Raw genomic sequence first — 24,053 nt, 5'->3', positions numbered from 1 at the left:
ACGATGGTTGTGGGGCGCCTCCCCGGGGAGGGTGGGGGCTGCTCCAGGGGATACCGCAAGGAAAACCGTCCGGATGAGTCCATAAAGGACTGTCGGCGGGGGTGGCGGGGGATGGCGCTCGCGCGGTGTGCCGCACGTCGCGCACGGCCGTGCCGGACGGTGTGCCGGGCCGAACCGAAATCGCGCACCGCGACACCGGGCCGCGACGCCGTGATGCCGCGACGTCGTGCCGTGTGACGCGGGCCGTAAAGTCACGACTCGGCGGGGACCCCGGCCGTCGTCAACGCCTTCTGCCGGGGCATCGCCAGCCCCTGTCCGTAGGCGCGGTCGAACTCGTCGGCCCCGATCCGGTCCCGCGCCGCCGAACGCACCCGCGCCACGTCGCGGTCCCCGGCCACGGCCATGCCCCGCACGGCCACCGCCGCCCCGAGCAGCAGCGCCGCCCGTTCGCCCTCATTCTCCAGCAGCGCCACCCCGGCCAGTCCCTCCAGCGCCGCGGCCACCGCCGTCCCGTCGCGCCACCGGTGGCTGGTGCGCAACGCCAGCCGATGGCGTTCCCCGGCTTCGGTGGCCGCGCCCTGCTCGGCGGCGAGCCAGCCGAGCGCGATCATCGCCGCGATCCGCACGCCTTCGGTGGCGAACGACCCACCGGGACACTCCGCCAGCGCCCGGTCGATCAGCGCCCGCGCCGCCGCCGGATCACCACCGCGGCGCGCGAGCCCGGCGAGACCGAGGTAGCCCGAGGCGCGGCTTTCCGGCATCCCGGCCCGCTTCGCGAGCGCGATCGCCACCTCGTAGTCCTCCCGCGCACCCGCGAGGTCACCCCGCGCGGCGCGGCTGTCGCCGCGGCGGCACAGCAGATCGGCGCTGTCGTCGGTGGCGCCCAGCTCCTGCATCAGCGCCATCGCCTCGTCCATCAGGTCCAGCGCCTCGTCGTACCGGCCCTGCCAGCTCAGCAGCTGGGAAAGGTGATCCAGTGTCATGGACAGGCCCCACCGTTCACCGAGCGCGCGGAACCGCGCCGACCCTTCCCGCAACCCCTGCTCGGCCATGGCCGGCCTGCCGGTCATCAACGCCCACATGCCGAGCCCCATCGGCACCAGCGCCCGCACCCACGGGTCGCTGTCGTCGAGGAGCGCCTCGCCCCGCCGGACCAGGTCCGCGTCGTCGCCCGGCGGGCCCTGCACGATGCCCAGCAACATGGTCAGCGCCGGATGCCGGAGCGTGGTCACCCGGTCTTCGGTGGACTCCCGGACCAGCGCCGCGTGCCTGGTCACCAGTTCGTCGTCGGGCGCGCTCGACATCGCGTTGAGCACGCACACCACGAAGTCGTCGACGTGTTCGGCGGGCGGTTCGGCGCCGACGTGCCGGACGACCTCCAGCGCGAGCGCCGCGCCCTCGAACCGGCGTCCCCGCATCCACCAGTACATCGTGAGCGCCGTGACCAGCCGCATCGCGATCTCGGGAGCCGCTTCGGCGGACCAGTGCAACGCGGCGAGGATGTTGTCGTACTCGGCGTCGAGCCGGTCCAGCCACGTCAGCTGCTCGGCGGTGCGCAGCTTCGCGTCGGCTTCTTCGACCAGCCGCAGGAAGTACTCGCCGTGCGCGCGCCGCACCTCGCCGTCCTCGCCCGCGGCGTCGAGCCGCTCGCCGCAGAACGCGCGGATGGTCTCCAGCATCCGGTAGTGCCCACCGGTGACTTCGACGAGCGACTTGTCGACAAGGCCGGGCAGCAGGTCGACCGTGTCGGCCACGCCGGTGACCTTTTCCGCGGCCGCCAGCGTCGTGCCACCGGCGAACACGGTGAACCTGCGCGCGAGCCGCCGCTCGTCCTCGTCGAGCAGGTCCCAGCTCCACTCGACGACGCCGCGCAGCGAACGGTGCCGGACGTCGGCGGCCCGGCTCCCGCGAGCCAGCAGCCGGAACCGGTCGTCGAGCCGGGCCGCGATCTCCCCGACCGGCAGCGCGCGGACCCGCGCGGCCGCCAGCTCGATCGCGAGCGGCAGCCCGTCCAGCGCCGCGCAGACGTGCTGGACGTCGCCGATGGTCCGTTCGTCCACCGCGAACGCCGGATCGGCCGCGGTCGCGCGGTCGGCGAAAAGCCGGACGGCGGAGTACTCCAGCGCCCGCGCCGCCGAGGTACCCGGCGGCGGCACCGTGAGCCGGGGCACCGGGGTCAGGAGTTCGCCGGTGATGCCCAGCGGTTCCCGGCTCGTGGCGAGCACCCGCAGCCCGGGACACGCGGCGAGCAGCCGGGCCACCAGCCGCGCGACGGCGTCGACCAGGTGCTCGCAGTTGTCCAGCACCAGCAGCCCGGCGCGTTCGGCCAGTACCGCGGCCAGCCGGTCCGCCGGGTCCCTCGGCACGCCGTCGCCCCGCGAGCCGAGCGGGACGTCACGCAGGCCGAGTGCCGCCAGGACCGCCTGCGGTACTTCGGCGGCCTCGGCGCACGGGGCGAGCCCGACGAACGTCGCCTCGGTCGCCCCTGCCCCGGCGGCTTCGATCGCGAGCCGCGTCTTCCCGGCACCGCCCGGCCCGACCAGCGTGACGAGCCTGCCGCGCGCCAGCAGCTCCGAGACCTGCCGCAGCTCGCCGTCGCGGCCGACGAAGCTGGTGAGCTGGGCGGGCAACGGGGTCGCCGACGGCTTCTCCGGCGCGCCGCGCAGCACCGTCAGATGGGCATGGGCGAGCTCCGGCCCTGGATCGGCGCCCAGCTCGTCGGCCAGCGTCCTCCGCGCCTCTTCGAACGCCTCGAGCGCGTCGGCGGGCCTGCCCAGCGCGTGCAGCGCGCGGATCAGCTGCGCCCGCGGCCGTTCCCGGAGCGGATGCTCGGCGATCGCCGACCGCAGCTCGCCCACGACCTCCTGCGCGTGGCCCAGCGCCAGCTCGGCGTCGACGCGGTCACCGGCGGCCTCCGCCCGCACCTCGTCCAGCCGGGCGACCTGCGCGCCCACGAACGGGGCAGCCGGGACGTCGGCGAAGGCGGGCCCGCGCCACAACGCCAGCGCCGCGCGCAGCGACTCCGCCGCGCGGGCCGCGTCCCCCTCCGCCAGCGCACGCCGCCCCTCGGCGGCCAGTCGCTCGAACCGGTGCACGTCGACCTCGGCCGGGTCGGTGTCGAGGCGGTACCCGGCGGTCGTGAACTCGACGACGGCGACGTCCTTCAGCGCGTTCCGCAGACGTGACACCTGGGACTGGAGGGCGTTGGCCGCGCCGTCCGGCGGGGAGTCGCCGTACATCCCGTCGATCAGCCGCTCGGCCGGGACGAACCGGCCCGCGTCCAGCGCGAGCAGCGAAAGCAGCGCCCGCGACCGGGGGCCGCCGACCGCGATCCGGCCGCCGCCGGTGTCCCACGCGGCGGTCTCCCCCAGAATGCCGAAGCGCATGTGGTCAGCCTATGCCGAGCCCTGGCGCGACGGCGGCGACGTCCCGCTTACCCCATACGTCACGGCACGCCCGGATGTCACCCGAACGGCTCTTGGTATCCGGCGCTCTATACACTTCGCCGCATCCGGGCGCAATGGGAGAGGTATGTCCAACAGCGAGGAATCCGTGGTCCTCGGCCAGCCGACCGTCGGTGACGAAGAGCTGGCCGCGGTGGCCGAGGTCTTCCGTTCCGGGTGGCTCGCCGGTGCGGGGCCCGCGTGCCGCCGCTTCGAGGAGCGGTTCGCCCGCACCGTCGGCACGGCGCACGCGCTGAGCACGAGCAACTGCGGCTCGGCCCTGTTCCTCGGCCTCAAGGTGCTCGGCGTCCAGCCCGGCGACGAGGTCGTCGTCGGCGACTACACCTTCCCCGCCACCGGCCACGCCGTGGTCCAGGCGGGCGCGAAGCCGGTGTTCGCCGACATCCGCCCGGACGTCTGGAGCGCCGACCCGGCCGCGGTCGAGGCCGCGATCACCCCGCGCACCGTCGGCATCCTGGCGGTCGACGTCGCGGGCCAGCCCGGCGACTTCGACGAGTACCGCGCGATCGCCGACCGGCACGGCCTCTGGCTGTTCGAGGACGCCGCCTGCTCGGCCGGCGCCACCTACAGGACGCGACCGGCGGGCAGCCTCGCCGACCTCGCCGCGTTCTCCTTCCACGGCCGCAAGGGCATCACCGCGGGCGAGGGCGGCGCGCTCGTCTCCGACCGCGAGGACCTGATCGCCCGCGCGCGCAAGCTGCACACCTACGGCATCGAGCCCGCGATCTCGCGCGAGGGCTCGGACACGTTGCCGATCCCGAGCTTCCACGAACTGGGCTACAACTTCCGGCTCTCGGACATCCAGGCCGCGATCATGAACGTCCAGCTGGACCGCCTGCCCGACCTCCTCGCGGCCCGCCGCTCGGTGGCGAAGCGCTATCACGAGGCGTTCGACGGCGTCGACGGCCTGACCGTGCCGGTCGAACTGCCCGACCGCGAGCACCCGTGGCAGGCCTACATCCTCACCGTCGCGCCGGAGATCAGCCGCGACGCGCTCGCGCTGCGGATCCGCGAGCGGGGCGTCCAGTGCAACTTCGGCACCTACGCCTCGCACCTCCAGCCGATCTACGGCGACCAGCCGCCGCTGCCGGTCTCGGCCGACGCCTTCGCCCGCCACCTGGCGGTCCCGATGCACGCGAACCTCACCGACGCCGAGGTCGAGCGCGTCGCCACGACCGTGCGCGAAGCCGTGCACAGCCTCACGTGAGCAACGGTGTTCAACGCTCAGGCCGCGAGTCTCTTACCCACCGCCCGGACGCCGAACGAGGAGAAAGCGTGACCATGTCCGACAAGAAGGTTCTCTTCACCGGGGGCGGCGGGTTCATCGCCGCGCATGTCATCCCGCTGCTGATCGAGGGTGGCTACACCGTCCGGATCCTGGACAACATGACCCGCGGCGACCGGGAACGGGTCAACGAGTTCGTCGCCACCGGCAAGGTCGAGCTGGTCGAGAAGGACGTCCGCTACGGCGGCGCGGTGCGCGAGGCCATGCGCGGCTGCACGCACGTCATCCACTTCGCCACGGTGTCGATCAACAAGTCCGTCGCCGACCCGCACGAGTCGCTCGACATCAACATGACCGGTAACCACAACGTCTTCGCCGCCGCCGCGGACGAGGGCGTCGAGCGGCTGGTGTTCGCGTCCACGGCCTCGGTGTACGGCGACCCGGAGCGCCTGCCGATGCACGAGGACGACGCGCTGCGCCCGCTCACGCCGTACTGCATCTCCAAGCGCGCGGGCGAGGACCTGCTCGGGTTCTACGAGCGGCAGAAGGGCCTGTCCTGGAACGCGTTGCGGTTCTTCAACGTGTACGGCCCCGGCCAGAAGATCGAGGCCTACTACACCTCGGTGATCAACCACTTCATCCAGCGCCTGCGCGGCGGCCAGCCGCCGATCATCGACGGCCGCGGCGACCAGTCGATGGACTTCGTGCACGTCTCCGACCTCGCGCGCGCCGTCGTCGCCGCGCTGGAATCCGAGCGGGGCAACCTGCCGATCAACATCGGCACCGGCATCGACACGTCCATCGCGACGCTGGCCAAGATCCTCATCGAGGCCGTCGGTGTCGACGTCGAGCCGGTGTTCAACGACCGTGACGTGCTGGTCTCGCGCCGCGCCGCCGACATCACCCGCGCCCGCGAGGTGCTCGGCTGGGAGCCGAAGATCTCGGTCGAGGACGGTATGCGTGAACTGGTGAGTGACACCCCGTGACCTCCGCGGGACCCGCGCGGGGACGCGCGCTGCGCATCGCGGTGGTGAACAACTTCTTCCCACCGCGGGTGGGCGGCAGCGCGCACATGTCCGCGTCGCTCGCCGCGCAGTTCGCGGCGCGCGGCCACGAGGTCCTCGCGATCACCGCGGCCTACGGTGAGGCGCCCGCCGAGGAGGAGCGCGACGGTTACCGCGTCGTCCGCCTCCCGGCGGTGAAGATGCCGCAGCTCGGCCTGTCGATCGACTTCGACATGAGCTTCGTCTCGCCGCGGCCGGGCAACTGGCGGCGGCTGTGGAAGCTGCTCGACGAGTTCAAGCCGGACGCGATCCACCTGCACGGCCAGTTCTTCGACCTGTCCTGGCTGGCCGGGATCTACGCGCGGCGCCACGGCATCCCGTCGTTGCTGACCATCCACACGCTCCTGATCAGCGACAACAAGCTGTACGGCCGGGTGTTCCGCTTTCTCGACGCGGTGCTGGTGCGGCCGATCCTGCGTTACCTGAAGCCGCGGTACGTCATCCTGGACAAGCTCGGCGTCGACTACTGCGTCGAGCGCTACGGCACCAGCGACGAGAACTCCGAGTACTTCCCGATCGCCGTCGACGTCGCGCACTTCGACAAGCCGCTGACGAAGGATGTCCGCGAGGAGCACGGCATCGGCGACGCGCCGTTGATCGTGTCGCTCGGCCATGTCATCCCGCTGCGCAACCGGCTCCCGCTCGTCGAAGCCCTTCCGTCCATTGTGGACAAACATCCCGGGGTGAAGGTCGTCGTCGTCGGCCGGGTCTACCACGACGCCTTCCTCAAGCGGGCCGAGGAACTCGGCGTCGCGGAATCGCTGATCGTGACCGGCGCGGTGCCGAAGGAAGACGTCCCGTCGTACTTCGCCGCGGCCGACATCGTCACGCACGACCTCAACGGTGGCTGCGGCACCGCGTCGCTGGAGGCGATGCTCTCGGGGACGGCCACGATCGCGTCGGTCACCGAGGACAACTACCCCGGAATCCAGCTGCGCAACGGCGAGAACATCCTGCTGGTGCGCCCGGACGACGCGGAGGCCGTCGCGCGCACGGTCGTCGAGCTGCTCGACGACCCGGAGCACCGCGCCGTGATCGCCCGCCGGGAAAGCGCCATGGTGCGCGCCAACTTCGGGCTCGACGTCGTCGCCGAGGAACACCTGCGCACCTTCGACAAACTCGTGGCGGACGCCGATGTTCTTCGATGACGAGCGCAGCAACCGGCTGCGCCCGCAGATTCTGACCGAACTGGTTTCGCAGTACATGAACGACGCCGAACGCGCGAAGTTCTACGGGCTGCCGGAGACCACGCGCGTGCGGGAGCGCGTCAAGATCATCAGCCCGGAGAACCTCACGATCGGTGAGCACTGCTGGATCGGCGAGGGCGCCGCGCTGGACGCCAGCGGCGGCCTGGAAATCGGCGAGCACACCAGCATCGGGCTGAACACGCTGATCTTCACGCATTCCAGCTGGCTGGCGAACATGGCGCTGCAGAACCATTCCGGCAGTGACCTGATCGAGCGTAAACCGGTGAAGATCGGCAAGGGCTGTTTCATCGGCGGCCTCGTCGTGATCATGGCGGGCGTGACGATCGGCGACTTCGCCACCGTGCAGCCGAATTCCGTGGTGGCCAAGGATGTTCCGCCGCGTTCGCTGGTCGCCGGGAACCCGGCGCGGGTATTCCAGCGCTACGACGAGGAATACATTCAGTCCGAAGTGGACCGTGTGCGCGCGGAAAACGCGCGGCGCCGGGAGATCGCCCAGGAGCGTAGTGGCGACGTAACAGGATGGGGCGCCCCATCGGGCGACTTCACAGACCGGTAGCTATGCGGCAGTCTCCGTGAGAGACTGGTCCAGTAACGGACGGTGAAGGAGAAAGCTGATGAGTGTCGTGGACTGGCCTCACCGCTTCCTGACCCTCGAGGACTGGGCAGAACTGCCGGAAACCCCGGAGTTCCAGGTCGAAGTGGTCGAAGGGGTCCTCGTAGTGTCGCCGCGTCCGTTGTGGTTTCACCAGCGGGCAGTTACCCGCCTCGGCTACTTGCTCGATGACCTGTTGCCCGCTGAGTTCGGTGCGTTCAGCGAGGTGGAGGTAGTAATCCACGAGTCTCCGGTAACGGTCCGGGTGCCCGACGTAGTCGTGGCTCCGAGCCGCCTAGTGGATGAGGACACCGCTCGCCTCGGCGCAGATGACGTATCGCTGGTGATCGAGGTGCTGTCCGAGGGTACGCGCCGGACCGACCGGGTGACCAAGTTCTCCGAGTACTCCGAGGTCGGCATCGAGCACTACTGGATCGTCGACCTCGACGACCCGGTCAGCATGATCACCTACCGCCTGATCGACGGCGAGTACGAGAACTTCGGCGAGCACTCCGGCGTCGCCGAACTCGACTTCGCGGGCACCCCGGTCACCATCGACCTGGACGCCCTCACCAGCGCCCGCGCCCAGCGCCTCTGATTCGCATACGGTCGGCGGTATCCCGTCGTGCCGCGCCCCGGTAACAAAGTCAGCATGGTGCAGCGGCGTGTGTTCCTGGCGGCATCGGCGGCGCTTCCCCTCGCCGCCACGGCTCTCGGCTCCGTTCCGGCGGGTGCCACCGAACTCGGTGATCGCGGTCCCGGACGTCCGGTGCTCCCGCAACGGCCCGGCCCGGAACTACGTGCGATCCTGCGAGAGGTCGACCAGCGTCGCGTCGAGGCGATCGTGCGCAAGCTGGCCTCCTTCGGCACCCGGCACACACTGTCGTCGCAGGACGATCCGCGACGCGGCATCGGCGCCGCCCGCGGCTGGATCTTCGCCGAAATGCGGCGCTACGCGGCGGCGTCCGAGGGCCGGATGACCGTCGAACTCCAGTCGTACGTCCAGCCGCCCGCCGACCGCGTTCCCGTGCCCACCCGGATCACCAACGTCGTCGCCACCCTGCGCGGCACCACCGAACCCGGCCGCGTCCACGTCGTTTCGGGCCACTACGACTCGCGCTGTTCCGATCCGATGGACGCCACCAGTGACGCGCCCGGCGCGGACGACGACGCGTCCGGTGTCGCCGTGTCGATGGAGCTGGCCAGGGTCTTCGCGACCCGGAAGACCGCCGCGACGATCGTGTTCGCCGCCGTGGCGGGGGAGGAGCAGGGGCTGTACGGCGCGCGGCACCTGGCGACGGAGTTCCGCGCGGCGGGCACGGACGTGCGGGCGATGTTCACCAACGACATCGTCGGCTCCAGCACCGCCGACGACGGCACCCGCGACCCGCACACCATCCGCCTGTTCGCCGAGGGCGTCCCGACCGCCGAGACCCCGGCCGAGGCGAACCTGCGGCGCAGCATCGGCGGCGAGAACGATTCGCCGCCGCGTCAGCTGGCCCGTTTCGTCCGTTCCGTGGCGGAGAACGACGCGACCGGTATGAACGTGCGCGTCGTCTACCGCCGCGACCGGTACCTGCGCGGCGGTGACCACATCCCGTTCCTGGAGCAGCGGTATCCGGCTGCGCGGTTCACCGAACCCGCCGAGAACTTCGCGCACCAGCACCAGAACGTCCGCATCGAGAACGGTGTCCAGTTCGGTGACCTGCCGGAGTTCTGCGACTTCGGCTTCATCGCCCGCGTCGCGCGGGTCAACGGCGCCGTGCTGTGGTCACTCGCGACCGCGCCGGGCGCGCCGTCCGGCGCGGGCATCCGCACGGCGGCACTCACCAACGCCACCGAGCTGGTGTGGCAGCGTTCGCCGGGCGCGACCGGCTACGAGGTGCTGTGGCGCGAGACGACCGCGCCGGACTGGACGCACCGGATCGACGTCGGCGACGTCACCAGCGCGAAGATCGACCTTTCCAAGGACAACGTCTTCTTCGGCGTCCGCGCCGTCGGTGCCGACGGCCGCCGAAGCCCCGTCGCGTACCCGGCGCCGGTGAACAGCTGACCACACAATTTCCGCGGCACATCCGAAAAACGCGACGAGTGTTCTCGCGGGTGCATTCCGTCACCGGAATATGACGGAAAATCGCCGAAAATGCACGCCGATGTTGCGCTCCGTAAACAGACATAGTGCGCGGGAACGGCTTCAACCTGCGGTGATACGGTCGCTCGGCCCGACGGATCTCCGCGAACAGAGCCGGAAAGGGGTGTGTCCCCATCGGCACGCCAACCGTGGACACGGTTTCCGCGAAACCCCGGACGTCCACCATTCATCTCGCACGCCGAGTGCTGGCTTCCCGGCCCTTTCGCCGGTTGTGGCTGGTCACCGGGCTGTGCAGCTCCGCGGACTGGCTGACCGTCATGACGCTGGCCGCGCTGGCCGGCAAGCTCGCGCCGAACGCCGTCGGTATCAACTTCGCGTTCAGCGGTGTCCTTTTCGCGAACATCCTCCCGGGTCTGGTGTTCGCGCCGATCGGCGGGCTGCTGGCCGACCGGTTCAACCGGCGCCTGGTGATGGTGATCGCCGACGTCCTGCGGTTCGGGCTGCTGTTGTCGATCGTGTTCGTCGACGAGTACTGGTGGGTCTTCGCCGGGACGTTCCTGGTCCAGGTCGCGGCGATCATGTGGATCCCGTGCAAGGACGCCGCGCTGCCGAACCTGTTGCGCGGTCCCGAGCAGGTCGAGTCCGCGACCCAGCTGGGCCTGGTCATGACCTACGGTGTCTCGGTCGCGATCGGCGGCGGGCTGTTCACCTTCGTCACCGGTTTCCCCGCGCTCTTCCATGTCCCGCAGGACATGCTGGGACTGCGCGGCTTCCTGAAGCTGTGCGTGGTCATCGCCGCGCTGCTGTACCTCGCGAGCGCGGTGTCCATCGCCACGCGGCTGCCCGAGCTGTCCCAGCGCGTCGCCCGTGCCGTGCCGGGCGGTCCGCAGGGGCCGGGGTTCCGCGAAATGCTGCGGGACAGCGCCCGGTACATCCGGGGCAACCGGGTGGTGCGGGGTCTGCTCGTCGGCATGATGGGCGCGTTCGCCGCGGGCGGGGCCGTGGTCGGGGCCGCGCAGCCGTACGCGCTGAGCCTGCTCGGCGGGCAGGCCGCCTTCGGCCTGCTCCTGCTGGCGATCTTCGTCGGGCTCGTCGCCGGTCTGCTCGGCGCGCCGAAACTGGCCCGCCGGGTGCCCCACGCGCGGCTGTTCGGCCTCGCGATCGTGCTCGCCGGGATCGGCCTGGTCCCGGTGGCGCTGGCCCCGCACCTGACCGTCGCGATGATCGCCGTGACGGTCGTCGGGGCGTGCGCGGGAACGGCGTTCCTCACCGGGATCACGATCATCGGGTCCAAGGTCGAGGACGCGATGCGCGGCCGCATCAACGCGATCTACCAGGCCATGCTGAAGGTCGTCGTCGGCTGCACGGTCGCCGTGACCCCGCTGCTGATCACGCTGATCGGCAAGCAGCGGTTCTCCCTGTGGGGGCACCCGCTGGCCGTCGACGGCACCCGTCCGGTGATCCTGGGCGCCGGGGTGGTGTGCGCCGTCATCGGCGTCGTCGCCTACCGGCAGATGGACGCCAGGAGCAAGGCGCCGGGGATCGCCGACCTGGTGCGCGTGATGAGCAGGCGGCCCGCGCACACCAGGGGATTCCTGCTGGTGCTCGAAGGCGAGACCGACGGTGCCCGCGCCGACCGGCTCGTCGAGCGGCTCGGCGCCGAGTTCGGGGACTCGCTGTGCGCCGTCGACCCGACCATGGACCTCGCCCGGCAGCACGACGTCGTCTCGCTGGTCGACCTCACCGGCACGCGGGCACGGGCGCTCGTCGCCGCGGCCGTGCACGCCGACACCGTCGAGCGCGTGACGTCCGCGCTGGAGTCCGGCCGCATCGTCCTCACCCGCCGCTTCGCCGAACTGGTCCCGCTCGCCTCCGCCGCCGAAGACACCGACGACCTGCGCGAGCTCGCCGCCTGGGCCGCCGATCCGGCCCCGGATCTCGTGGTGCTGTTCGACTCCGCGGCCTCGGCGTCGTCGGAGGACCAGCACTGGCAGGTCGGCCAGATGATCGCGGAGATCGCGACCTACCGGGCGGACCGGCACCTCGTGGTCGACCCGGAGGAGTCCGCGGACCACACCGCGGCACGGGTCACCGCGATGGTCCGTGCCGGTCTCGCCCGCTCCGCGCACTGACCGGTCCACAAAGGACGGACGTGCCGTTAAGGTGGCCTTCACGGCTTTACGAGGTTGAGTGTCGGCGCGAAAAGCCGTGGGGGCCTCCCCGAGGGAGCTAGAGTCCCTCAGGGAGGCCCCCACGGACCAGAACGAAAACTCAGGCGGCGGCCTGTGTGAGCACCTGCGCGACCACGTCGTGCGAGGGCAGGATCCGGGACCGCTCGTCCTCGGCGTCGATCTTGCCCTCCAGCAGGTCCACGAACCGGTCCAGCTGGGTGGCAAGGGGCTCGCGAGCCGTGACCAGCTCCGGGATCTCGATGACCGTCTGCTGCCGGTAGCCGAGCCCGTCCGGGGTGACCGAGTCGTGCGACACGTGCCGGTAGATGGTGACGTCGCGGCGCAGCAGGTCGATCTCGATCAGCCGGTCCAGCTCGGACACCACGAGCGAACGCACCTTGCGCTGCCCCAGCCGCGAGGCCGACACGGTGGCCAGCCCGGTCGGGAACGACAGCACCGTCTCGATGGTGTCCTCGGCGCCTTCCACCGACGACGGGTGGAAGTACCCGGCGCCGGAGGCGACCCGCGACGGCGTCAGGCCGCCGAAGAACTGGATCGCCAGGTCGACGTCGTGCACCAGCAGGTCCCACGCGACACCGGTCTTGATCCGCGGCGCGTACGGGCCGTGCCGCCGCGCCATGAGGTGCACCGGCTCGTTGACCAGCGCCCGCGCGGTCATCACGGCGGGGTTGTAGCGCTCCAGCAGCCCGCACATGAGCGGGACGTCCTTCTTCGCCGACAGCCCGACGATCTCCTGCGAGGCCTCGAGGCTGTTACACACCGGCTTCTCCACCAGCAGCGGCTTGCCCTGGCCGAGGATCTCCTGCGCGAGGTCGTAGTGCACCTCGGTCGCCGAGGCGAGCACCACAGCGTCCACATCGGACAGTGAGCCGATCTCCGGCGTCCATCGCGTCTCGTAGCGATCGGCGACGGCGCGACCCGCCTCCTCGCGCGGATCCACCACCCGGACCAGGTCGACCCGTTCGTTCGCCGACAGCACACGGGCGTGCAGCGAGCCCATGTTGCCGGTGCCGATGAGAGCGATGCGGTGCGTCATGCGCCGAGTACCTCGCGAACCGTCTCGATGATCTTGTCCAGGTCGGACTCGCTCAGGTGCGGGTGCACCGGGAGCGAAAGTGCCTGCGCCGCGACCGAGGCCGCGACCGGGAAGTCCTCGACACGGGCGTCCGGAATCAGCGGGTGACCGCGGTAGCACTCGTAGTCGAAGACGATCTTCGGGTAGTAGATCCCGTTCCCGATGCCCCGTTCGGTCAGCGCGGCGGCGAGCTCGTCCCGCGAGAGCATCGCGTGCGGGCCGACCAGCACGGTGTACTGGTGCCACACGTGCTCGCGGCCGGGCAGCACCTGTGGGACGTCGAGGCCGGGCGTCCCGGCGAGACCGTCGGACAGCCGCTTCGCGTTCGCCTGGCGGGCCGCGGTGAGCTGGTCCAGCTTCGCCAGCTGCGGGATGCCGACGGCGGCGTGCAGGTCGGTCATCCGGTAGTTGTGCCCGGCGACCTCGTACTGGTACCGCGCCCGCATGCCCTGGTTGCGCAGCACGCGCAGCCGGTCGGCCAGCTTGTCGTCGTCGGTGGTGATGACACCGCCCTCGGCGGTGGTGATGTTCTTGGTCGCGTACAGCGAGAAGCAGCCGATGCCGTACGACCCGGCCGCCTTGCCCTCGAAGGTCGCCCCGACGGCCTGGGCCGAGTCCTCGATCACCCGCAGCCCGTGCTCGGCGGCCAGCGGGGCGAGCTTGCCCATGTCGGCGGTCTGGCCGTACAGGTGCACCGGCATCAGGACCTTGGTCCGGCCGGTGATCGCCGCGGCGACCGCGTCCGGGTCGATGGCGAAGTCGTCTCGGCGGATGTCGGCGAACCGGACGGTCGCGCCCGCTTCCAGGATCGCGTTCAGCGTCGCGACGAAGGTGAACGGCGAGGTGACGACCTCGTCGCCCGGCTGAAGGTCCAGCGCCTGCAGGGACGCCACCAGCGCGGTGGTCCCGTTGTTGACGGCGATGGCGTGCTTCGTGCCGGAAACGTGCGCGAAGGCGTCTTCGAAGCGCTTGACCATCGGCCCCTGGGCGATGGCGCCGGAACGCAGCACCTCGACGACGAGGTCCTCCGCGTCACGGACGTCGACCACGGTGATGGGGATCATCGGCAAGTCTCTCTCGGCAGGTGGTTTCGGCGCGTCGGGTACAGTGCTTAGCGCTCAGGCCACGAGGCCGGAAGGCCGCCGGTTCCGCGCCCGGCCGCCCTGCACAACGCGGGCCACACGTTACCGGGCGCCGCTGCCCGGCCTCGACCCCCCAGGCTGCCAGCAGCCGCCGACGAACGGAACACGCGTGTCTAACCGGATTCACCCGACGGCCGTCATCGGCGAAGGCGTCGAGCTCGGCGAGGACAACGTCGTCGGCCCGTACACGGTGATCGTCGGTCCCGCCCGCATCGGCGACGGCAACTGGATCGGCCCGCACGTGACGATCGGCACGCCGGGGGAGGACCGTAACCGCCCGCACCCCGCCGGCTGGGACACCGCGCCGACGGGTGACCCGGATCACGACGGGCACGGCGTCGTCATCGGCAGCCGCAACCGCGTCCGCGAGTACGTCAGCGTGCACCAGGGCACCTGGCGCACCACCACGCTCGGCAGCGACGGCTACTACCTGCGCGGCAGCCACCTCGCGCACGACTGCCTCGTCGGCGACGGGGTGACCATCGCCTCGAACGTCGTCACCGGCGGCCACTGCCACATCTGGGACGGCGCCAACCTTGGCATGGGCGCGGTGCTGCACCAGCGCGTCGTGGTCGGCCCCGGTGCGATGGTCGGCATGGGCTCCGCGGTCCGCCGCGAAGTGGGCGCGTTCACCATCGCGGTCGGCAACCCGGCCCGCGTCACCGGCGTCAACCAGGTCGGGCTGTCCCGCCGCGGCCTGGACGAGGAGACGATCGAGGCGCTCGGCCCGTGGCTCAAGGGCAAGGAAGCCCTCCCCGACGGCGGGCTGGTCGACCGGCTGCCGGGTGACCTCTCTACCTTGGTGAAGGCGTGGGAAGCCCGCCCGCGCGACGAGCATTAGGAGTAATCGATGGCGGAAGTCGCCCCCAAACTGCGTGAGGTCTTCGTCGAGGCGCTCGACCTCGGTGACGGCGTCGACGTGGAGAACCTGAAGTACCGCGACATCGAGGCGTGGGACTCGGTCGGTCACATGGCGCTGGTCGCGGCGATCGAGGACGAGTTCGACGTCGAGTTCGACACCGACCAGGTCATCGACATGTCCAGCTTCAAGGTCGCCGTCGACATGGTGACCGAGCTGCAGTCCAAGAATGCCTGATCTCAGCGGCAAGATCGCACTGGTCACCGGCGGCACGCGCGGCATCGGCCTGGCCACCGCGCGGGCGCTCGCCGAGGCGGGCGCGACCGTGGTGCTCACCGGACGTGACGAGGAGCGCGCGAAGCGGGCGGCCGCCGAAGCCGGTGCCGCCGCCGGGCTCGCGCTGGACGTCACCGACGCGAAGGCCGTGTCGACGCTGGTCAGGGGTGTGGCCAAGGAACACGGCGCGCTGGACATCGTCGTCGCGAACGCCGGGATCATGGAGGACGCGCTCCTCGGCATGATCCGCGAGGAACTGGTCGAGACCACGCTGAGCACCAACGTCGCGGGCACGCTGCACACCGTGCAGGCCGCCGCGCGGGCGATGATGCGGAAGAAAACCGGCGCGATCGTGGTGCTGGCCAGCATCGTCGGCGAGCACGGAAGCGCCGGTCAGACGGTGTACGCGGCGTCGAAGGCGGCGGTGGCGAACATCGCCCGCTCGGCCGCGAAGGAACTCGGCCGCTCGGGGATCCGCGTCAACGCGGTCGCGCCGGGCGTGATCGAGACGGACCTGACCGCAGGCCTGAGCGAGGACGCGGTCGCGGAGAACGTCGGGAAGACGCCGCTCGGACGGCTCGGCCGTCCCGAGGACGTGGCGAAGGCGATCCGGTTCCTGGTGAGTGACGAGGCTTCGTTCGTCACCGGCCAGGTGCTGGGGATCGACGGAGGCTTGGTGCTATGACCTTGCTGGGTGCCGGGGCCCGGCTGATCGATGTGGCCGGGGGCCGCACGCTGGCCGGTCAGGAACTGGACGCCGAGGTGGCCCGGCTCGCCGCCGCGCTCGCCGAGCTGCCCTCCGGGGTGCTGTTCGCGCGGATGTCGGTCGATCTGGCCAGCGTGCTGAACTACCTCGCCGCGTTCGAGTCCGGCCGCGCGATCGCGCTGATCGACCCGGCGCTCGACGCCGACGTGCTGAGCGGGCTGATCGAGCGTTTCCGCCCCGCGGCGGTGCTTTCGGCGCCCGAAGGCGACGTCCCGGCGGAGTACGCGGCGTCCGACGGGCACTGGGTGCGGACCACGGCCGCCGCGGTCGAGCCGCATCCCGAACTCGCGGTCCTGTTGCCTACCAGCGGATCCACCGGCAACCCGAAGCTCGTCCGGCTCTCGCGCGGCGCGGTGTACTCGAACGCGGACGCGATCGCGCGGGTGCTCGGCATCGACTCGGACGAGATCGCGCCGACGAGCCTCCCGCTGCACTACAGCTACGGGCTTTCGGTGCTCAACTCGCATCTGGTGCGGGGCGCGACCGTCGTGATCGAGCCGTCCGGCGTGCTGGGTCGCGGGTTCTGGGACGCGGTGAACGAGCACAAGGTGACCTCGCTCGCGGGAGTGCCCTACCACTACGAGATGTTGCGGCGCCTCAAGTTCGACCCGGCCAAGTACCCGACGCTGCGCACGCTGACCCAGGCGGGCGGGAAGCTGCGGGACGACCTGGTGGCCCAGTTCAACGACAAGATCCGCGCGGTCGGCGGCCGGATGTTCGTGATGTACGGGCAGACCGAGGCGGCGCCCCGGATGACCACCGTCCCGGCCGAACGGCTGGCCGAGAAACTCGGGTCCGCCGGTCCGGCGCTGCCCGGCGGCGCCTTCGCGGTCCGGCGGGACGACGGGTCCGAGACGACGCATCCGAAAATTGTCGGTGAGGTCGTCTACCGTGGTCCCAACGTGATGATGGGCTACGCCGAGGACGAAACGGGCCTGGCCAAGGGTGACGAATACGGCGGCGTGCTGGCCACCGGTGACCTGGGATATCTCGACGAGGACGGATTCCTGTTCATCACCGGGCGGCTCAAGCGCATCGGCAAGGTGTTCGGCAACCGGGTCAGCCTCGACGATCTCGAACAGGCGGTGCGCACCGCCGCCGTCGGGATCGACGTCGTGGCCGCCGTTCCCGCCGGGGACAAGGTGGTGCTCTTCGCCGAGGGGGCGGACAAGGACATCTGCAAGGACGCCGCGAAGGCGTTGTCCGAGCGGCTGCACCTGCACGTCAGCGGGTTCGACGTACGGCCCGTCGACACCGTGCCGCTGCTGGCCAGCGGCAAGATCGACTACCGGACATTGGAGGCGAGGGTATGAGCGTGTTCACTCGGTCGCAGGCCGAACGGGAGGCGTCGCTGCTGCCCGAACTCGCCGAGCTGACCGCGCACCACCGCGCGAATTCCGAGGGCTACCAACGGATTTTGTCCTCGCTGGGCATCGGCGCGGACACGAGGTTCGAGCGCATCGCCGATCTTCCGTGGCTGCCCGTGCGCATGTTCAAGACGCACGACCTCAAGAGCGTCCCGGACACCGAGGTGTTCAAGACGCTGACCTCCTCGGGTACCACCGGCGCGGGCGCGTCGCGGATCTACCTGGACAAGGAGGCCGCGGCGGCGCAGACGAAACAGCTCGGCGCGACGCTGCAGGAGGTCCTCGGCGGCGAGCGGCTGCCGATGCTGATGGTCGACACCGTCGGCATCATCAAGAACCGCCGCTCCTTCTCCGCACGGGGTGCCGGTGTGCTCGGCATGGCGAACTTCGGCCGCAAGCACACCTACGTGCTCGACGAGAACGACGAGCCGGACATCGAAGCGGTGAAGAAGTTCCTCGCCGAGTACGGGGACAAGCCGTTCCTGATCTTCGGCTTCACCTTCATGGTCTGGCTGTACCTGTACGAGGTCGCGCGGGACAACGGGCTCGACCTGTCCAACGGCATCCTCATCCACTCCGGCGGCTGGAAGAAGCTGATCGACCGCGCGGTCGACAACACCGAGTTCCGCCGCCGGTTCGCCGAGGACACCGGGCTCACCCGGATCCACAACTACTACGGCATGATCGAGCAGATCGGCACGGTCTTCCTCGAAGGCCCGTCCGGGAACTCCCTGTACTGTCCCGATTTCGCCGACGTCGTGATCCGGAACCCGGAGACCTGGGAAGAGCAGCCGGTCGGCGAGCCGGGCGTGATCGAGGTCGTCTCGACCCTCCCGCGCTCCTATCCCGGCCACGTCCTGCTCACCGAGGATCTGGGCGTCTACAACGGGATCGACGACGGTGACTGGCCGGGCAAGCACTTCTCGGTGCTGGGCAGGCTGCCCAAGGCCGAGGCCCGCGGCTGCTCCGACACGTTCTCCGGGGGTGCCGCCGCATGACCAGCATGCTGACCCAGCGTTTCCCGCTGGCCGAGCAGATCGAGGTCGGGGCGCTTGTCGACGAGCTGCGTGCCGAGCCGCCGGGCGGGCGCCTGCGCGTGGGCGATCCGCGCGTCGTCGAGTTCGTCACCAAGTTCGCGCGCAAGCTGCTCGCGCCCGCGACCGCGCGTCGCTTCCCGGAGCTGGCCTCGCTCGGTTTCTTCCTGCGCAAGGGAGAAATCGCCAAGGCACTGTCCACACTGGACACTTCAGGCGAGGCACTGCGCTTCCCGCGTGGCCTGGTCTTCCACGTCCCGCCTGCCAATGTGGACACCATCTTCGTGTACTCATGGGCGCTGTCGGCGCTGGCGGGCAACCACAACGTCGTCCGCGTCTCCTCGCGGTCGGCGGGCGCGGCCGAGGCGGTGCTCGACGCGCTGAACGACGCACTGTCCGAAGTGGACCCGGCGACCGCGGCGGCGATCACCGCCACCCAGCGCATGGTCACCTACGACCGCAGCGACGAGATCAGCGGCGCGCTGTCGCTGGCCGCCGACCTCCGGGTGATCTGGGGCGGCGACGCCTCGGTCGCGGCGCTGCGGAAGTACCCGCTGGCGCCGCACGCTCGTGACCTGACCTTCCCGGACCGCTCGTCGTTCGCGGTGGCGTCGGTCGCGGGCTGGCAGAACGCGTCCGAGGCCCAGCGTCGCGCGGCCGCCGAGGGCTTCTACAACGACTCGTACTGGTTCGACCAAGCAGCCTGCTCGTCCCCGCGCGCGGTGTTCTGGGTCGGCGACGAGGCGGGCGCGAAGGCGGCGGGGAGCGAGTTCCGCACCCTGCTCGCCGAGGTGCTGGCCACGAAGCAGCACGTCACCGAGCCCGCGATGGCCGTGCAGAAGCGCGTCTCCGCCTACGGCGCCGCGGTCGACGGCGTCGTCACCGCGATCTCGTTCGACGGCGCGGGTGCCGACCGGAACGGACTGGCCACTTTGGAGCTGGCCGAGCCGGCGCGGCTGCCGAGGGAGTGGCTGGGCGCGGGCACCTTCGCCAACGCGCGGGTCGACACGCTGGGCGAGCTGGTCCCGATCGTGGTCCGCAAGGATCAGACCATCAGCCAATTCGGCTTCAGCGCTGCGGAACTGACGGAATTCGTGACGGAGCTGGCCGGCCGCGGTGTCGATCGGATCGTCCCGTTTGGATCGGCCCTCACCTTCTCGGCGGTCTGGGACGGTTACGATCTGCTGGCCGAATTCAGCCGCCTGGTCACGGTGCAGGCCTGACCTGCTGATTTCCGTGGCCGTGAGGAGTGCCAGTGCCTGTCCGGGAACCCGCGATCGCCTCGCCGGGGCGCTCCCGCCGTGCTCCGGCCCGCCGTGTGGTCCGGGCCACCACCGCCTCCGGAAGGGCCGCTCGTGACGACGACCGTTGAGCCGGAGGGCCCGGGGTCCGGTGACGAGGGGCCGATCGCCCTCGCGCCGTCGCGGCGCAAGTCCGCCAAGGCCAGGATCCTCGACATCGTCCGCTGGGTCGCGATCCTCGCCGTCGTCGGGTTCGCGGTCAACGCGCTCGTGTCGCACTGGGACGAGTTCTGGCACACCCTGTCCGACGTCGCCTGGCAGTCCTCGCTGCTGAGCCTGCTCGCGCTCGTCGCCGCGATCATGGTCTCCACCTACGGGTGGCAGGTCATGGTCGACGATCTCGGCGCCCCGATCGGCTACGCCCGCGGTGCGCAGATCTGCCTGGTCGGCTCGCTCGGCAAGTACGTCCCCGGCTCGGTGTGGGCATATCTCCTGCAGATGGAACTGGGTCGCAAGGCCGGGCTGGCCAGGGCGAGGATCTTCACCGCGTCGCTGATCCAGCTCGGCGTCGGCGTGGTGTCCGCGCTCGTCGTGTCGTTGCTCGCGGCGCCCGCGGTGTTCAGCAACAGCCCCCGCGCGCTGTGGCTGTTCGTGCTCATCCCCGTCGGCCTCGCCATGCTGCATCCGAAGGTGCTGACCTGGGGCACCTCGCTCGTGCTGCGGATCCTGCGCCGCGCGCCGCTGGAGCACCCGCTCGGCTGGCCGGTGGTCGGCAAGGTCTTCGGCGCGTCGACGGCGGCGTGGGCGCTGCAGGGTGTGCACCTGTGGCTGCTGGCCAACTCGGTCGGCGCGCCCGGGCTCGACGGCTTCGTGCTGTGCGTCGGCGCGATGGCGGTGTCGATGACGGTCGGGACGTTCGCATTCATCCTGCCCAGCGGCGTCGGCGTCCGTGAGGTCGCGCAGGTCGCCGTCCTCACCGCGAGCGGGCTCACCGTCGGCCAGGCCACGGCGTTCGCCGTCGCGTCGCGCGTGATGTTCACGCTCGCCGACCTGCTCACCGCCGGGGGCGCCGCGGTCGCCGCGCGCGCCGGTTCGTCCCGGGCCCTCACCTCCGCCTGAGCCCGGCGGGTACCTCCGAACGGTTGATCACGTGCCGGCCGGTTCCGGCCGATTGAGTGACGTGGGGGAACGAATCGCGGAGATTTGGCCCGCATTGTCCAGCTGACGCGAAACATCCTGCCAGGATGATCGATAATCATTCGCATGCGGTGAGAACGCGGTCGGCGGTCGAGGATTGGGGGCCGGGTGGTTTACGCGGTCGTGGGTGCCTGGCTCCTGCTGGCCGTACTGGTCGTCACCACCTGGGGCCGGATCGCCACGGACCGTCGCTGGCGCACCATCGTGCTGGTTCTCGTTCTCGCGTTCTCCCTGGCACATCAGCTGCTGTTCGCCACCATCACCGAAGACGCGTACATCGCGTTCCGGTACGCGGGCAACATCGCCGACGGGAACGGGCCCGTGTTCAACGCGGGCGAGCGTGTCGAGGGCTACGCCAACTTCCTGTGGCTCGTGCTCATCTCCCTGCCGAAGGCCGCGTTCGGTGTCGGCGTCGAAGGCGCGGCGGTCGCCCTCGGTGTCGTCGCGGCGCTCGGTTCGGTGCTGCTCACGTACTTTCTCGTCAACCGGATCGCCGGGCTCGCGCTGCCGGAGGGCGCCGAACCCCGCCCCGCGCTCGGCATCGCCGCCGCGATGCTCACCGCGGGTGCCAGCGGGCTGGCCGTCTACGGGCCGTCCGGCGGCGAGATGCCGTTGTTCGTCCTCCTGCTGCTGTCCCTGTGCTACGCGCTCGCGGCCCGGCGCCCGGTCGTGGCGGGGGTGCTCGTCGCGTTCGCCGTGATGACCCGCCCGGATGGACTCGTCGCGGCGCTGCTCGCCGGGCTGTGGCTGGTCTTCGCCGCGGCCCGCGGCAGGCACAGCTGGTGGGCGCCCGCCGGGTACGCGCTCGGCGCGCTGGTGTTCCTCGCGCCGTGGACGGCGTGGCGGGTCACCTACTACCACCACCTGCTGCCGACCGCGGTCGACGCGCGGCTGAGCGGCACGTTCGGGACCCGGGTCGCCGAAGGCTGGCACTACCTGTCCGATTTTTCCTTGGTACATCAGGGTTTCCTGTTGCTGGCCCTGGTCGCCGCGGTCGCGTTGCTGCTGCGCCGCGGCGGCCCGGACCGCGAGGCGCGTTCGGTCATCTGGCTGTTGTTCGCCGTCGCGGCGGGCCTGGCGGTGTTCGCGGTCCTGCTGGGCGGCGACGGCTCGTTGTCGTGGCGTCAGCTCGCGCCGCTGCCGCCACTGCTCGCCGTCGCGTCGGTGTCCGCGTACGGCGTGCTGACCGCCGTCGCGACCGCGAAACCCTCGCCGCGGCCGCGGGCGTGGCCCGCCGGGACCCGGCTGGTGCCGGTGGCCGCCGCCGGGCTGGCCGGGATCGCCGTGCTGGTCTCCATGTTCAGCCCGGAGGTGCTCGACCGCGTCCGGGAGTGGCAGACGCGGAGCGCGCAGCTGGCGGAGATCGGTGACTGGCTGGCCGACTACCTGCCGCCGGGTTCGGTGATCAGCGCCTCCTCGCCGGGCGCGCTGTCCTACCGCATGGGCGCGCAGCTGCTCGTCGTCGACGTCCTCGGCCAGACCGACGATCACATCGCCAGGGAGGGCAGGCGCGAGCGTGGCGTGGTCACCGACTACGACTACGTGGTCAACCTGCGCCGCCCGACGGTGGCCGTGCCGACCGGGACCGGGTACACCGACGGCCAGCGGTGCGGCATCGATCCCGTCTACGCCGGGAAGTACCAGGTCGCGACGTTCCAGCGGGAGGGGACGTCCTCCTGGGTCGCGGTGTACCCGAGAACCGAACAGGCGCAGACCGTTGTCGACGACCTCGACAGGTCACCGGAGTTCCGTCACGTACCTTGCCCTTCGTGAGTGTCGATACCGCGCCCAGCCCAGTACCTGTCAAGCAGCGTCGTGGGGAAGAAGCGGTACTCGGCTTCGGTGTCTTCGGCGCGGTGCTGTCGGTGCTGCTGGTCCGGTTCCTGGTGCCGCGTCCGGTCTCGATGTCGGACAACGGCGACGGGTTCCGGGTGCTGTGCGGCGCCGGGATTCCCTGGCGGAGCGGTCCGGAACCGTTCGCGCGCCTGGTGTACGACGTGCCAGGCGGGACCTGCGAGCCGACCTACCTGCTGAGCCAGAGCTGGCTCGCGAGCGCCGCCCGGCGGATCGGTGCTCACTTCGGCGAGCACGAATCACTGAATCTCGCGGTGCTCGGAATCGTGAGCAGTGCTCTCATCGCGGCCGCGATCACGGCGGTCGTCCTCGGCCTGCCCGGCCGGCGCGGTGTCCGGCTCGCGGTGGCCGCCGGGCTGCTGCTGGTCGTCGGCGACTCGGCCTTCTTCGGCTACTTCGCCTCGGTGCTGGGCGAGGGGGCGGCGTTCCTGGGCCTGCTGCTGGTGGCCGGTGGGCTCCTGCTCACCGCCCGCGTCGGCTGGTGGAGCTACGCGGGGATGGCGGTGACCGTGCTCGGCGGGGTCGTCGCGATCAACGCCAAGGTCCAGACCCTGATGATCCTCCCGCTGCTCGTCGTCGCTGTGCTGCTGGTCCGGCCGGGTGGCCGTCGTGGGCTCGCGCGCTGGGTGCCGTCCCTGCTCGTCGCCGCCGCGCTCGGCGGGCTGACCTACGCCGCGCAGCAGAGCGTCGAGCCCGCGAAGGCACCGGACGGCACGCTCGCGGCGCGTCCCGGTGACGACTCGCGCGAGATCAACATGTTCAACACCGTCTTTTTGAACATCGTCGACGGGAAGCACGACACCCAGGCCGACCTCGCGGCGCTCGGGCTGCCGCCCGGCTTCGCGCGGTACGCGGGCAACGGCTGGTGGCACCCGAACCCGGCGACGCTCGATCCGGAGTACCCGCGCTACCGCGACAAACTGAGCCGGCACAACGTCGCGGGCTACTTCGCGAGTCATCCCGGGCGCACCCTCGAAGTGCTGAACCGCGCCGCGAGCGACCTGCTCACCGCCCGCCCGGACTACCTCGGCAGTTTCGACGCCTCCGCCGGCCTGCCGCCCCACGCGCAGGAGTACCGGATGCCGGTGGTGTCCTGGCTGACCGGGTTGTTCGCGCCGCTGGGGCTGTTCGCGCTGGTCCCGTTGTGGCTGTTCGTCGCCTGGCGGGGAGTGCGGCACCGGCGCGCCGCGCTGGGCGCCGTGCTCGGCCTGCTCCTGGCCGTCGCGGTCGGCCAGTTCGTGCTGGCCGCGCTGGGCGACGGCATCGAAAACGTCAAGCACCAGGCGGTGGCGTTGTTCGCGACCCTGCTCGCCGTCCCGCTCGCCCTGCTCCCGCGTGGCGCCGGTCGCCGCGACCCGGTGATCTGCTCCGCAAAACCTACGCATCCGTAGGTTCACTCCCTACG

The 24,053-nt window shown here is 70.9% G+C and carries 19 protein-coding genes; 16 read left to right on the top strand and 3 right to left on the bottom strand.

All coding sequences use genetic code 11. From position 1 onward, the window contains the following. Positions 1-251: 251 nt before the first annotated feature. On the bottom strand, positions 252-3,386 hold the full coding sequence (locus ABD987_RS25360) for an AfsR/SARP family transcriptional regulator (RefSeq protein ID WP_345398533.1): 3,135 nt from the start codon (positions 3,384-3,386) through the stop codon (positions 252-254). Between the two features lie 145 nt (positions 3,387-3,531). On the opposite strand from ABD987_RS25360, the gene ABD987_RS25355 reads away from it, so the two are divergent. The 7 genes from ABD987_RS25355 to ABD987_RS25325 all read left to right on the top strand — a co-directional run bounded on the left by ABD987_RS25355 (position 3,532) and on the right by ABD987_RS25325 (position 11,777). Then, positions 3,532-4,671 (top strand): DegT/DnrJ/EryC1/StrS family aminotransferase, encoded by a 1,140-nt coding sequence (locus ABD987_RS25355; protein ID WP_345398530.1) that lies wholly within the window; start codon positions 3,532-3,534, stop codon positions 4,669-4,671. Between the two features lie 74 nt (positions 4,672-4,745). Then, positions 4,746-5,675, top strand: coding sequence for an NAD-dependent epimerase/dehydratase family protein (locus ABD987_RS25350; RefSeq protein WP_345398844.1), 930 nt, complete (start codon positions 4,746-4,748; stop codon positions 5,673-5,675). A 29-nt stretch (positions 5,676-5,704) separates the two neighbouring features. After that, on the top strand, positions 5,705-6,901 hold the full coding sequence (locus tag ABD987_RS25345; RefSeq protein ID WP_345398841.1) for a glycosyltransferase family 4 protein: 1,197 nt from the start codon (positions 5,705-5,707) through the stop codon (positions 6,899-6,901). Next, positions 6,888-7,517, top strand: a complete 630-nt coding sequence (locus ABD987_RS25340) for an acyltransferase (RefSeq protein ID WP_345398527.1) — start codon at positions 6,888-6,890, stop codon at positions 7,515-7,517. Before ABD987_RS25345 ends, ABD987_RS25340 begins: the two co-directional genes overlap by 14 nt. Positions 7,518-7,575: 58 nt before the next feature. Next, positions 7,576-8,151: a Uma2 family endonuclease gene (locus ABD987_RS25335; protein WP_345398524.1), complete on the top strand. Its 576-nt coding sequence runs from the start codon at positions 7,576-7,578 to the stop codon at positions 8,149-8,151. Positions 8,152-8,205: 54 nt separating this feature from the next. Then, positions 8,206-9,606: a M20/M25/M40 family metallo-hydrolase gene (locus ABD987_RS25330; RefSeq protein WP_345398521.1), complete on the top strand. Its 1,401-nt coding sequence runs from the start codon at positions 8,206-8,208 to the stop codon at positions 9,604-9,606. Positions 9,607-9,887: 281 nt separating this feature from the next. Then, positions 9,888-11,777 carry an MFS transporter gene (locus ABD987_RS25325; protein ID WP_345398518.1) on the top strand — a complete coding sequence of 630 codons (1,890 nt, stop codon included), beginning with the start codon at positions 9,888-9,890 and terminating at the stop codon, positions 11,775-11,777. Between the two features lie 139 nt (positions 11,778-11,916). On the opposite strand, the gene ABD987_RS25320 is transcribed toward ABD987_RS25325, so the two are convergent. Continuing rightward, entirely contained in the window at positions 11,917-12,873 is a 957-nt protein-coding gene (locus ABD987_RS25320) for a Gfo/Idh/MocA family protein (protein ID WP_345398515.1), read from the bottom strand. Beyond that, on the bottom strand, positions 12,870-13,976 hold the full coding sequence (locus ABD987_RS25315; protein ID WP_345398512.1) for a DegT/DnrJ/EryC1/StrS family aminotransferase: 1,107 nt from the start codon (positions 13,974-13,976) through the stop codon (positions 12,870-12,872). The genes ABD987_RS25320 and ABD987_RS25315 overlap by 4 nt, the downstream gene beginning before the upstream one ends. 187 nt (positions 13,977-14,163) lie before the next feature. Here ABD987_RS25315 and ABD987_RS25310 point away from each other — a divergent pair, with 187 nt between their 5' ends. From ABD987_RS25310 to wsfD, 9 genes are all read left to right on the top strand, one after another. Further along, positions 14,164-14,895 (top strand): UDP-N-acetylglucosamine acyltransferase, encoded by a 732-nt coding sequence (locus ABD987_RS25310; protein ID WP_345398509.1) that lies wholly within the window; start codon positions 14,164-14,166, stop codon positions 14,893-14,895. A 9-nt stretch (positions 14,896-14,904) separates the two neighbouring features. Continuing rightward, on the top strand, positions 14,905-15,150 hold the full coding sequence (locus tag ABD987_RS25305; protein ID WP_345398506.1) for an acyl carrier protein: 246 nt from the start codon (positions 14,905-14,907) through the stop codon (positions 15,148-15,150). Beyond that, positions 15,143-15,874, top strand: coding sequence for an SDR family NAD(P)-dependent oxidoreductase (locus ABD987_RS25300; protein WP_345398503.1), 732 nt, complete (start codon positions 15,143-15,145; stop codon positions 15,872-15,874). Before ABD987_RS25305 ends, ABD987_RS25300 begins: the two co-directional genes overlap by 8 nt. After that, a complete protein-coding gene (locus ABD987_RS25295) occupies positions 15,871-17,268 on the top strand; it encodes an AMP-binding protein (RefSeq protein WP_345398500.1) in 1,398 nt (465 codons plus the stop codon). The genes ABD987_RS25300 and ABD987_RS25295 overlap by 4 nt, the downstream gene beginning before the upstream one ends. Beyond that, complete coding sequence (locus tag ABD987_RS25290; RefSeq protein WP_345398497.1) at positions 17,265-18,320, top strand: LuxE/PaaK family acyltransferase; 1,056 nt, start codon at positions 17,265-17,267, stop codon at positions 18,318-18,320. The genes ABD987_RS25295 and ABD987_RS25290 overlap by 4 nt, the downstream gene beginning before the upstream one ends. Continuing rightward, entirely contained in the window at positions 18,317-19,579 is a 1,263-nt protein-coding gene (locus tag ABD987_RS25285; RefSeq protein WP_345398494.1) for an acyl-CoA reductase, read from the top strand. The genes ABD987_RS25290 and ABD987_RS25285 overlap by 4 nt, the downstream gene beginning before the upstream one ends. A 183-nt stretch (positions 19,580-19,762) precedes the next feature. Further along, a complete protein-coding gene (locus ABD987_RS25280; protein ID WP_345398838.1) occupies positions 19,763-20,716 on the top strand; it encodes a lysylphosphatidylglycerol synthase transmembrane domain-containing protein in 954 nt (317 codons plus the stop codon). 186 nt (positions 20,717-20,902) lie between these two features. Further along, positions 20,903-22,567 (top strand): hypothetical protein, encoded by a 1,665-nt coding sequence (locus ABD987_RS25275; protein ID WP_345398491.1) that lies wholly within the window; start codon positions 20,903-20,905, stop codon positions 22,565-22,567. Further along, complete coding sequence (wsfD, locus tag ABD987_RS25270; RefSeq protein WP_345398488.1) at positions 22,564-24,039, top strand: glycan biosynthesis hexose transferase WsfD; 1,476 nt, start codon at positions 22,564-22,566, stop codon at positions 24,037-24,039. The genes ABD987_RS25275 and wsfD overlap by 4 nt, the downstream gene beginning before the upstream one ends. The last annotated feature ends 14 nt before the right edge of the window (positions 24,040-24,053 follow it).

This window comes from Amycolatopsis samaneae (genome assembly GCF_039541975.1).
In the GTDB taxonomy this organism is placed as follows: domain Bacteria; phylum Actinomycetota; class Actinomycetes; order Mycobacteriales; family Pseudonocardiaceae; genus Amycolatopsis; species Amycolatopsis samaneae.
This window is presented reverse-complemented; position numbering and strand designations above follow the sequence as displayed.